The organism is Rummeliibacillus suwonensis (assembly GCF_007896435.1).
Lineage (GTDB): Bacteria > Bacillota > Bacilli > Bacillales_A > Planococcaceae > Rummeliibacillus > Rummeliibacillus suwonensis.
In genome coordinates, this window is the sequence record NZ_VCBL01000001.1 from 2,838,109 (window position 1) to 2,850,435 (window position 12,327).

Consider the following 12,327-nt stretch of genomic DNA (forward strand, 5'->3'; position numbering starts at 1 on the left):
CCTCCCTTTTACAGAACTGAAACGGCATCTACTAGTTCTTCATTAGCAAGATGAAGGTAAAACGATGTTGTTTTTAGGCTTGAATGCCCTAGTAATTTTTGCACTGCTACAATATTTACATTAGATGAAACCAAATTGGTCGCAAAACTATGTCTTAGAACATGGGCAGTAACGTGTTTATTCCAACCAAGTTGTTTCGTTACCTTGTTTAATTCACGATTAACATATTGTCGAGAAAGGCTATTGGTTTTCTTTAGCGAAAAGAACATATTTCCTGTTCCTTCTCGTACATTAGTGAGATAGTTTTGTAGAATTTGCTCCAATTTATCGTTAATTGGTACAAATCGTTCTTTATCCCCTTTCCCGTGACGGACATGAATCTTTTTCAATTCTAAGTCAACATCATCCAATGTAAGTGTTAAACATTCATTGATTCGTAGCCCTGTGAAATAGAGAGTTTGTACACAAGCATGAATGTGAGGATGCTTAATGTTAGCGATTAGAACTTCTACTTCTTTTGCTGTTAGGAAGCATCGTTCTTTCTGTGGACATTTACGTTTTTCGATTGGGTCTGTGACTAGAATGGAAGCATATCTCTTTTTCACACAATACTTTGAAAATGAACGATAGGTACTAAGATGGCGGTTAATGCTTACAGGTTGGTAATGATGCTCTTCTTGCAAGTTTATGAGAAATGCTTCGATGGATTCGGTTGTGAAGTCTTTTAATGTCATGGGGCGATTTAGTTGATTTTCAATGTGTCTTTGAATGAGTCGTAAATCTTTACGGTATCCATCAATGGTATTCGGACTCATATTTTTAGCTTCTAAATCTGATAGAAATTCTTTTGCAGCTGTTCCAAAAGGTATTTTAGCGATTGTTATTTCCATTTCAATAACTTCCTTTCAATTGTTTTGTACAAATTGCTACATTGTTTTCTAATGAAGAGGTGCAAAGGTAGAAACATCTACCTTTGCACCATTAAACGTTTTGATTATTCAAGAATGGCAAGCCAATATCTTCCTCTGCCACTGGTTCTACAAAAATATCGTTACTTTGTTTATCAACATATTTTTGTAACAAGGAGTGTTCTACTAGTACAACATAAACTGTTTCTCGTTCGTTGTTTGTTACAATACGACGATTAGTATTTTTTCCAGCCTCTGTTTTAAGGTAGCCTCTTTGTTTCCAAACCTTTAGGACTCCTTTTAGATTCGTCACCTCTGCTTTTTCAATTAATTCTTTAAATCTATTTTGCAAAATGGATACTTCTGCTTTTGGTGAAGTCATTTGGATTTTGCCCCAACACTCATTTCCAAATTGTCGATTATTTACAATAAAATTCTTATGATTAGTAATAATTTCTTCGACGATAAATTGATATGCTTTGTCATCTGCATCTCTTTCTTGTCTTGATTCTTCTTCCATTTCGTACATCACACTCATCATGCTGTCTAAATTTAGCGTTAAGTTGAATACTTCGTTCATCATTTCAGCAGTAGCAAGAATAATACCAAATTTTTCAGAAACTCGTGACAAGTATTCAGATGAAGGTAGTGAACTCTCACATTGTTTTCTCCATTTCTTGCATCGTTCATGAATAGTATCAATGCCTAGTTTTTGGAGATATTCTACAAAGACGATTCCTGCATGACCATAGTTTTTTAACACACCTTCTGAGATTGCATTGGCATGTTCCGCTGATTCAGTCCAATAGACATTTCCTACTTCAAATGCTCTTACACGTAATCCCTCATTACTATTGGTTTTTTCAAAGAGAGAGTGTTCAGCAGTTGATATGATGGTAGTAGCCCATTTACCTTGTTCACGTAGTTGTCCATCCTTGGTCATGCGTTCTTTTTCTCGATTTTCTGCAAACATGTAAATCATAGAAGTGAAATCTTTAATTTTTGACATAGATGCTTCGTCAAAAACGATTGGAACACCAAAGTTATTACGGAGCGGAACAAAGGTAGCATTCATGGTAGCTCCCCAACTTTTGATGAATCCATCTCCCGTCTTAGTGGGCTTACCAAAAGGTGAAACGGCTAATTTGGTTGCAGTCGTTTTCCCTCGTGAACTTTTTCCGTAGATGTGAAACAGTAGGGAATCCCCATCAAATTCAGTTGAAAATAGTCCAACGACTGGTGCAGAAAAACCCACAGCTAGAATAAACTCTAAATACTTTCGATTGATTACATGCTCTTTGATGATGTGTAACCAACCTTCAAATGAACCTTTAGGTTTTATGTCAAACTTGCCACGATACTCTGACTGGTTTTCATCGTGACCAATTTGTTTGAAGTGTTTATACACTAAGTCACCATTGTCTTTTTTACACCATCCCAAGTGAGTAAAAACATGTTGGTAAGGTGCATCGTTTTCTTGTTCTCTTAAATAGTAGCTCACTATCTTTTCATTTCCGTCGTAAATATCTACACCTTTTTTAGCTAACTTGCGTAATTCACTGACAACATAAATCTGGTCTCGTGTAACTTCTTCTGTATGGTACTTACCATTAAAAAGATACTCTAGTGTAATGGTTACATCGTTTGTTTCTTCACACTGTTCAATTAATTTCACTTTTAAATATTTGCAAAGAGAGTAATACTCATAAGCAGGAGCATCGGCACTCTTTTTTTGTTTCTTCTCTTCAAAGAGCTTTTCAACATGTGTTGGTGAAATACGAAAATACCTTTTACCATTCACATATTCATACTTGGAATGAGAGCTACTATTTTTCGTAACATTCGTTGTAGATTGTTGCACTGATTCAACTGTTTTTTTTACCTTTACAGATTTTACTTTTTTTATTTCCATTAAAACTCCTCCTACATACTTGATTGGTTGCCTATAACGTACTAATTATTTTTCGGTTATAGCACTATGTAATTGTCAATGTGCAAGTTCAGTAAGGAGTATGGTTAGACAAAATAAAAGATGCCTATTCCAAATAAAAAACCCTTACTTTATAGAAAAGGACATAATTATCCCCTCTATTTATAAGGATTAAAAATTTAAAATAAGCATCTAAAATTAGTTATATTAAATTAGTTTTCTTGAATAATATCTGATTTAACTCTATTATAGATTTTAAATTATGTCAAATAAAAATCTTTTCCCTTTTTACATTTGATTTTTCCATTTTCAATAAAGAAGAGCAATTTAGCTCTCCTTTACATTTATTTAGTACGGGTATTATTATTTTTTCGGAGCTGGATAAACATCTACAACATTTTGATAAATTTGCCCTTTCCATAGTTTAGGCTTTATTTTCAACCCAACACGTTTACCAATCAGTTCTTTTAAATCAAAGAAATCATAATCTTCACCTACTGCTATATTGCAAAGTTTATTTATTTTATAGTCATATCCTATTCCCGTTAGAAATGACTGCTTATAAAGCATGTGTTTTTCAGAAACAAAATTAATTAACACTGTTGGAGAATATATCTTATCGTTATCAACTGTTTTCCCTTCTTTTGCACTTACTATTGTTGCCACTTCTAATCTTTCTGAAAATGGTAAAGCTGGATTTTTATAATTAGTCATTCCAATTGCCCCCTTTTTGATAAATCCATATTACATCCTAAAAATTTATAGTCAACCCCACAAACTCTTTCATATCAAGGGTTTCAAAAGACTCTCTCAGACTTTTACAATTGTAGACCAAGTCTTCCCGCCTGAAGCAGAAAGTGTTTTTATGGTAAATAAAAAATTTTTTAAGCGTTATTTTTCATGATTTATAATAGATTAACAGCGTTCATCTTTTCTTGTTTAGTAGTCTGAATGTAGAATTTGGCAGTAATACTTACCGAACAGTGTCCTGCAATTTTGCTAACTGTAGTTAAATCTACTCCTTTTTTCAATAGCCTTGTGCAAAAGGTGTGTCTAAACAAGTGTGGATGTATATGGAATCCTAACTCTTTTGAGATGTTGGCTAACCAATCTCTTACAGCATCACGATGCATCTTTTTTGCTCGTTGGCTTACTAAAAGATACTCACTTTGATTAAAATTGGACTCAGAACGCTCTTCTTTTATGTACTGTTGGATTAATTGCACAACATCTTGCCTAAGACCAATCTCTCTCCATTTACCCCCTTTTCCGATGACTGTTAATTGACATGTTAGAAAGTCAACATCTACAAGTTTGATTCCAACTAGTTCGCTAACCCTTACACCCGTATATAGCAGTATATAAACAATCAGCTTGTTTCTAGTACTAACCTTATTTCGATTTTCCACGTAAAAAAGGAGTTGCTCTACCTGTTCATCTGATAAAGCATCTACTGACTCTTCACTTCCGTTAGCTATTTTAATCTTATCTCTCTTTAATTTAATGAACGTTTCATTTACTACCCCTTTGATTCTTAGAAAATCGTTGTAAACCTTTAGACTGTTAATCTTCTTGTTAATTGTTGAAATAGCATAGTGCTCCTTTAACAGATGTTCCTTATATCGAACAAAAGAAAAGCGTGAAAGGTTTGGAATATCCTTCGACTTTTCTTGTAAGTAAGATTGGAATCCTTTGACATCGTTTGTGTAGGACTGAATTGTCTTTACTGCCTTTCCTTCTTCTAGTAACCACTCTGTAAATTCTTCTATTAGGTTCATTCGTTATCATCCTCTTATTATATTTTCATTAAAAAAAGTAAACCCTAAACCATTAATGGTTTAGGATTCTTTTGTCTTTTCCTGTAATAGTTTTACGACTTCTGTTAAAACTGTTACTGCAATTGTTAAAATAGCTTTTGATTTCATACTCTTTTCCCTCCTAAAATTGAAACTCACGACAGTTATATAATAATGTCGTGAGTTTTTTTGCACACAAAAATAGCCCATGCCTTGTGCCGCATGAACTTGTCCTTTTTACTATTCTATTGATTTACTTTTGTCGTGAGATTTCGAGTAGTTTTGTCGTGAGTTTAATCGTTCTCTAACTGAATTTCTCCATTCTTTAACCAAATTGTTTTGACATGGTGTTGGTTACTTTCATCGTAAACATCCATCATTAAGTAATCTTCATTACTTTTTGTTAAGTAACTAATGGCTGTTACCATGCAAACTTTCGGTAATGTTTTAAACTCTTCTTCTGTAAAGAATCGCTCGTCCATTTCAGACTTAAAAAAACTAATAGTCTCGTAACCAATGGAATCCAAGGTCACTTGTTCAGTTGTTCTTAGTGCCATTCCTTTTAAAAATCGCTCGTAGCTGTATGTCATGTGTTAATGCTCCTTTACTTGTAGGTTTCGTAGGCAATTACTTCATCATTCTTCTTCCACAGTTCAAACAAAACACCCGTTTCTTTGCAGATGAAATATACTTCCCAATGATTACCTCTAATATCATCATGTGCACAAGAGTAGGCACTAGTTGCTAGTTTTAAATTCCATTTATTCTCCATTAAATGCATGTACCGTTCTAGGTCTGGATGCTTTAAATCAATGACGTTAATTTCTACATTTGATGCTTGTGGGTACACATGAAATACCTGTCTTAGTTGCTTCGTAAACCATTCTTTCACAAAAATCTCTTCCATTTGGATTCTCCTTTTCTATTAAAACCTTGAATTAGACTTGTAAAACGATTACTTTTAGAACTCCTAACTTTCTTAGGCTCGTTTAAAGGTAATCGCTTTTTAGGTACTGTATGTTTCTTTGAGAGCACTCATTCATATTCCCTCCTAACGAAAAAAGCTCACATGTACAAGTACATGAGAGCTAGAATTCAAGATAATAATATATATTTAAAAAGAGAATCCAAACGCTATAAAACAAAAAAACTCCCATCTTCCGAAGAAGATAGGAGTCTTTGAATCCGTTCGCCCAATAAGGTAAGGGGTGGATTTAATAATCTGGTAGATTATTTTGAAGCAGAAGCTGTTAATCCAGCTTTAGCAACGTTACCAGCTGCATCAGCTGTAGTATTACCAGTACCTAGAACTTTTACAGATACTTTAGCAATTGTACCAGCTAAGATATCTTTACCTGCAGTATATGTTTTATCGCCATCAACATCGATATAATTACCTGCAGTTGCATCATTTTCATAATTGAATGTAGCTACAATGTTACCAGCATCTGAACCAGTACCAGCAGTGAATGTGTAAGCTGTAGTTGGAATTAGAGTATCATTAACTTTAACTTCATAACCTGCTTCAGCACCAAGAGTTGAAATATTTTCATTGAAATCTAATGTGAATGAACCGTTTGTATTCCAAACAACTTTGTTTAGTTGTGGAGCAATGTTATCTTTTACATTAGCGAAACCAACGAATGCTGATAATGCAGAACCATCAGCTGCTTTTACATTGTTAACAGTAAATACAGCATTTGAATCTGTTTTTGCAACAAAATCAGAAGGTAATGTAATTGTTACTACTTTACGAGCAGAGTCAATATCAATATTTGTATCAGCTGGAAGAGCTTGACCAGCTAAAGTATAGTTTGCTGGGTTATTAGCAGCAGTTGCACCGAAGTCACCTATAACTTCTTTAGCAAAAGTGATTTTGATAGTATTTTGAGTAGTAGTATCTAAATCGCCTTGTACTAATTTGAAAGCAGAACCTGCTTTATCAAATGCTACTGTTTTAGAAAATGCAGTTGAATCATTTGCAGTTAAAGCAGTATCTTGTACAAATGCTTTACCAAATGCAAAGTTATATTTATTTCCTTGTGCAGCTGCTTTTACTCCAATTTCAACAGTTTTCTTATCATCAGATAATTTAATAGCTGTAGCATCTAATAAATCAGTAACTGTTGCAGTTGTACCAGTACTTGCATCTTTAGCAGAAATACCAGATAAATCAGTAGGTGCAGCTTTTAACTCTTCACTGAAAGTAACTTTTAGAGTTTTAGCATTACCATTTGCATCATTTTCTACAACAACATTAGAAGCAGTTGGAGCAGTTACATCTTTTGTTAAAGTTACTGCTTTAGTTGTTGTTGAAACTTTATTTCCTAGTGCATCTTTAGCAGCATCATCAACAACTACTGTTAATGAACGTGAAGCAGCATTATCATAAAGTGTTGTACCGTTAATTGTAACTAAGAATTTTGTTTTACTTGTACCAACTTGAGTTACTGTAGAACCCACTGTGCCAAGTTTTTCATCAAGAACTTTAACAGCACCTGCTACAGTACTTACAGTCATATCTTTATCGAAAGTTAATAGAATAGCATGGTCACCACTTGCTACTGTTGTTGCAACTGGAGCTACGGTATCTTGATTTACTGTGAATGTTTTAGTTTGTAATGGAGTTACATTATTATTGTAGTCAGTTGCATTAAGAACTTCTACTTTGTGTTCTGAAGATGTGCTTAATGATAAACCATTGAATGTTAATTCATCAGTACCAGTACCACTAGCTGCTGAGTAAACTGTTCCATCAATTTTAACAACAGCAGCTGAAACTGGTTCAGAGAATTTTACTTTTGCAGAAGTTGCAATAGTAGCATTTGTGTTTGCAGTTACTGATTCTACAGTTGGAGCAACTTTATCAGAAATTGAGAATGCTTTAGAGAATTCTTCAATACTTTCTTTACCAGTAGTTTTTACTGCTTTAGTTGCACTTAAAGTGTATGCACCATCAAAAATTTCACCAGTGCCAAGTGTAATTACTAATGTTTTAGCATCTGTAAATTCACCAGTTGCATTTGCAGCAGTTACTGTAGCAGTAGAATTTGAAGCTGATTCTTTAAAAGTAATAGTACCTGCTACTAATTTTGAATTTGAATCAAGAACAGTATCTTCATCGATTGATTTGTTAAATGTAACTTTAACTTGTTTAGCGTTAATCGCTTCTACCGATTTAACTTTAGCGCCAACTTCAACACCGTTTTCGAATGCTTTTTCAACACCGTTATCATCATAAGTACCATCAGCTAGATCAGCATCGTAGTAATATTTGTCTTCATATTTTTCTAAACCTTTGTTAAGATCTGCATCTTTGTAAAGTTTACCGTCTTTAAGTGCATAACCTACGTTAAGTACACCGTCTTTATAAAGTTTTTCTTTGTAAAGATCAAGGCCTGTTTCAAGAACACCTTTGTTGTAAAGTTTTTCTTTGTAAAGACCAGTTACTAATTTACCGTTAGTGTAAACTTTGGCTTTGTATTCGCCTTCGACACGTTTACCATTGTAGTAAGTGTAACCGTATTTTGTTGTACCAGTGTAACGTTTACCATCTACATAAAGGTTACCGTATTTTGTTTTACCATTGAAACGTTTACCGTTTACATAGTAATAACCATATTTTGTTGTACCTGTGAAACGTTTACCGTTTACATAGTAGTAACCGTATTTTGTTTTACCAGTGAATTTTTTACCTTTCACATAGTAAACACCTGAAGAAGTTTTGCCAGTGAATTTTTTACCGTTTTTATAAAGTTTACCTTTATAAGTTTTGTAACCTTTCACCGCTTTGTTAGTTTTTGCGTTTACAAGTGTACCGTTCTTGTTCACTTTGTAAGTAGTTTTTGCTGAAGCATCCGCGCCAGGTACTACTACAGCAGTAGTTAGTACAGAAGCACCAAGTACAGCCGCTGTTGCTGATTTAACAAATTTGAAATTTGCCATGAATAAAAATCCTCCCTTATGAATATGATTAGCATTTTGCTGGTTATAAGTTTCATCAGCTAATCATGCTTAGCCTAATTATCGACTATCAGAGGGAGAATTTCCACCTTTTTTTCTGTAAAATTATTGAACATAGTAATCCGAATATCATATTTTTATAAAATAATCAAAAAAATATTATCCAATATTTTCATTTATGATTTTTTATTACAAAATAAATGATATTTTTATCATCATGACTTTATTAATAGTTATAAAGTATCATTTTATAGATTAGCAATTTGCTATTTTTGAGTGTTTTTTACATCAAATAACTTTGTAATATTTATATAAAAATGAAATATACGCATTCTTTTAAAGCCGTAGAATGATCCTTACTTTTTCTGCTATTTATTTTGAGTTTCTTCCTTTATATATAGCTATTTTTTACATACTATTATTTTTACCACTTTTTTTATCCTTGATTTTCAAGCATACCATCTTTTGGTACGACTGTTACAAATGTTACGAAAACAATGAAGTTTGTAATAAAATAGCATATCGTGTTGAAGTGTCTTTCTCCTTTTTGTTAAATTTCTCTTGTATAACTTTTTTTATGTCCTGATAAGTGCTAAATATGTGTAAAAATTTGCGATTACTTTTCAATAGTTTAGAAAAATCATTTTAATTGAGGTTACTAATAAGAGATTTTGAGGGGAAATTGATATAAATCTTTTTTACAGCTATTTTTAAAAAGCTAGTTTTGCCACCTATATGGGGGAATTCACGTTCATTTCAAAGAATCAGCATTTGATGGCTAATAGATTCTTGCTCTTTTTTGAATTATATTTTTAGTAATTTAGATTACTTTTTTGTTGCCGCTTCTTTTAGACTAGTGATTTCGAAGGGGATTTGCTCTTATAATGAATTGTGTCTTTGGTTTGAGGAATTTTGTTATGATCATCTAGATTCGTTTGGCATAATCGAGAAGGAAAACAGCACACGCTATTCAAAATTGCTGTGTGCTGTTTTGCTTGAAAAGCTGACTATGGCTGTGGTTGTTCTGTTGTTAAGGTTGAAAAGAAATCAGTTGCGTTTGTACCAGTTACTGTTACTTTTCCTTGAGTGGTATTTGCCTTTAACTCAAAAGTATCGCCATTTGCTACTGCTGTAATTGCTACATTGGCCGTTTGGAGTTGGCTGTTTAGATATGTTACAAGATTTTCCATACTATTAAATTTACGAGTTAGCTGAATCGTTGCTGTATTCGTCCCATCGCTTACTGTGAACATACGATTTTTTGAATAATCAGTAGGTGTGCTAGTATACGTTGGCTGTTCAAAGAAGTAATTCCAATCTGGTCCACTCAATGTAATTTGATCACCTGTTTTGAATGCAGTGAGATAGAAAGTATCGCTAAATCCAAACGCTCCAAATGGTCTTTCCATAAGTGAAATACCATTTGCATTACAATAATCCTGTATTGTGCTATCGATAGCGGATGCTACGACCTGCGCAATCGTAAATGTCTGTTCTCCGTTAAAAGTCGGGATATTCCAATATAGATTGATTGGGATCGTTACTTGACCGTTAGAAATACTAAATTGCTTTGGATTGTCTCCAAAATTGGAGGTTGTCATTGTTTTGCTCGTTGCTTGTGCTTGTGTGCCATTGATCGTAGCAAAATCTAAATTTGGAATGGTTTTGCTGACTAATTTAGGCGTGCTTAGCGTTGTACCTTGTATTGATATCGTTTGAGCTTGTACATTGTTATATTGATCTTTCGCTGCCATATAAATCGTATACAAAGTTGCTGGATTAAGGTTTGGAATGGTGAAAACTTGAGGGGTAAACCCTTCATTTACAGACCATTGTCCTTTCCATGCAGCTTCTTGCCCATTGCCATCTTTCCCATCTATTATTTGTTGAACACTTGGTGGCGTATTAATGTCTGCATTAGGCACTGCAACGTAATAGATTGTGCCCTTTTCGTTTAGTATTGACGTAGCGCTTATTTGATCTGTAGTTGTATTTGTCACACTCGGTAGCGGTGGCATAAACACAGGAGCTACTGTATCCACTACATTTACTGGTATTGTTAGAGATGATATACCTCCTTTACCATCGTTTGCTGTGATAGTAATGTTGTCAGTACTAATATTAGGTCCCCCTGACAACGATATACTGCTCCCATTTATAATGCCACTTATATTAGTATTTGTTGAAGAAAATGTATACTGTAAACTGTCTTCATCAGGATCATTAAAATAATCGGTTAAGTTTATATTAACTCCAGCACCTGATCTTTCGAGAATGATCATACTTGGGTCAGGTTCAATAATTGTAGGTGGTTGATTTGCTGCTACAGCAGGTGTTGTTGGGCTACTTGTAACTGTTTGACCTTCTCCTTTAGCATTTTTAGGTGTTACTTTTACTGTGATGGTTTTACCAATTTCGGATGCAGTGAGTTGATAAGTTTTGTTTGTGGCTCCTTGAATCGCTGTTCCATTTGCATACCATTGAATCGTAGTACCATGGTCTTCGTCATTTTCTGCATCTTGGTAGTCATAGCTTACTGTTAGGGTTTGTCCTTCTTTTACTGTGCCTGTGATGGTTACGTTGCTTGCTATCGGCGGTGTATCGACTTTGACTGGCGGAGGGTTCCAGCTTCCTCCACTGTTTGATGTTGTCTCTTCCCCATCAGTGACCGTAATGGTTCGTCCATCTGGAGTTGTAATGGTGCCAGATGCTAAAGTTGAACCATTGTACCATTTTCCTCCAACATACATGATGCCTTCGTTTAATGTTTCCCCATTGTAGAGTGCACCGTTGAATAAGATAAATCCTTTGTTCAATTGTGAGCCATAATATAATTTATCTTTGTATAGGATAAGTGCTTTATTTTCGGAAGGACCGTTATATAATTTATCTTTAAACAAAATTAGACCTTTATTCGGTGCTGAGTCATTGTACAATGTCCCTTTATAAAAGATTAAGCCCTTGTTCGTTTCTGTACCATTATAGAGTCTGCCTTGATAAAGGACTAACCCTTTATTTGCCAAGGAGCCGTTGTATAATTTTCCTTTATATAACGTTCGACCTTTATTCAAGGAATAGCCATTATATAGCTTATTTTTATAGAGAATTGACTGCTTGTTAAGTGATGGTCCATTATAGAGTTTCTTTTGAAATAAATACAGACCACTATTGATTTTACCATTTACAAATAGCTGATTCGATGATGTTTTGATTCCTGTTAATGGTCTACCCTTTTCATACCACTTTCGATTTTTACCGATTCCATACCATGTAGCGACTGCTACTTTTCCGCTGATAAACAGTCTACCTGTATTTTTGCCGAAACCGGTTAATGGTCTGCCGTTTTCATACCATTTTCGGTTTTTGCCGGTTCCGTACCATGAAGTTGCTTTTTTACCAGATAAATAAAGGATCGTTTTATAAATCCCTGTTAATGGCTTACCATCTTTGTATAGTTTTCCTTTGTATGTTACTACACCTTTTTTTAGTTTTTTTGTTGATTTGGAAATTAGCCTTCCTTTTGAAACTTTTAAATCTGATGACTTTGCTACGGCTGTTGTGGCTGGAAATAGTGTGGATGTATTGCTCAATAACGCAGCTACTAACGCAATAGATGTGAGTGGTTTGACGAATTTTAAATGATAATTTTCCATATAGCACCTCCTACTTTTCAATTAGTATTGATATCAAAAATTCAGACCTATGATGTTTTATACCATTTATATTGAAA

8 protein-coding genes are annotated in these 12,327 nt (G+C 34.1%); all 8 read right to left on the reverse strand.

From position 1 onward, the window contains the following. Positions 1-8 precede the first annotated feature (8 nt). Complete coding sequence (locus FEU33_RS12820) at positions 9-890, reverse strand: tyrosine-type recombinase/integrase (RefSeq protein WP_146549746.1); 882 nt, start codon at positions 888-890, stop codon at positions 9-11. Positions 891-981: 91 nt separating this feature from the next. Then, positions 982-2,820 carry a DUF927 domain-containing protein gene (locus FEU33_RS12825; RefSeq protein WP_146549747.1) on the reverse strand — a complete coding sequence of 613 codons (1,839 nt, stop codon included), beginning with the start codon at positions 2,818-2,820 and terminating at the stop codon, positions 982-984. A gap of 381 nt (positions 2,821-3,201) precedes the next feature. After that, positions 3,202-3,552: a hypothetical protein gene (locus tag FEU33_RS12830; protein ID WP_146549748.1), complete on the reverse strand. Its 351-nt coding sequence runs from the start codon at positions 3,550-3,552 to the stop codon at positions 3,202-3,204. Between the two features lie 191 nt (positions 3,553-3,743). Beyond that, the gene (locus FEU33_RS12835) at positions 3,744-4,616 is read right to left on the reverse strand and encodes a tyrosine-type recombinase/integrase (protein ID WP_146549749.1); all 873 of its coding nucleotides are present in this window, start codon (positions 4,614-4,616) and stop codon (positions 3,744-3,746) included. Between the two features lie 311 nt (positions 4,617-4,927). After that, the gene (locus FEU33_RS12840) at positions 4,928-5,224 is read right to left on the reverse strand and encodes a hypothetical protein (protein WP_146549750.1); all 297 of its coding nucleotides are present in this window, start codon (positions 5,222-5,224) and stop codon (positions 4,928-4,930) included. A 14-nt stretch (positions 5,225-5,238) separates the two neighbouring features. Further along, positions 5,239-5,541 carry a hypothetical protein gene (locus tag FEU33_RS12845; RefSeq protein WP_146549751.1) on the reverse strand — a complete coding sequence of 101 codons (303 nt, stop codon included), beginning with the start codon at positions 5,539-5,541 and terminating at the stop codon, positions 5,239-5,241. 323 nt (positions 5,542-5,864) lie between these two features. Beyond that, the gene (locus FEU33_RS12850) at positions 5,865-8,579 is read right to left on the reverse strand and encodes a hypothetical protein (RefSeq protein WP_146549752.1); all 2,715 of its coding nucleotides are present in this window, start codon (positions 8,577-8,579) and stop codon (positions 5,865-5,867) included. Between the two features lie 1,025 nt (positions 8,580-9,604). Continuing rightward, a complete protein-coding gene (locus FEU33_RS12855; protein ID WP_146549753.1) occupies positions 9,605-12,250 on the reverse strand; it encodes a hypothetical protein in 2,646 nt (881 codons plus the stop codon). Between the last annotated feature and the right edge of the window lie 77 nt (positions 12,251-12,327).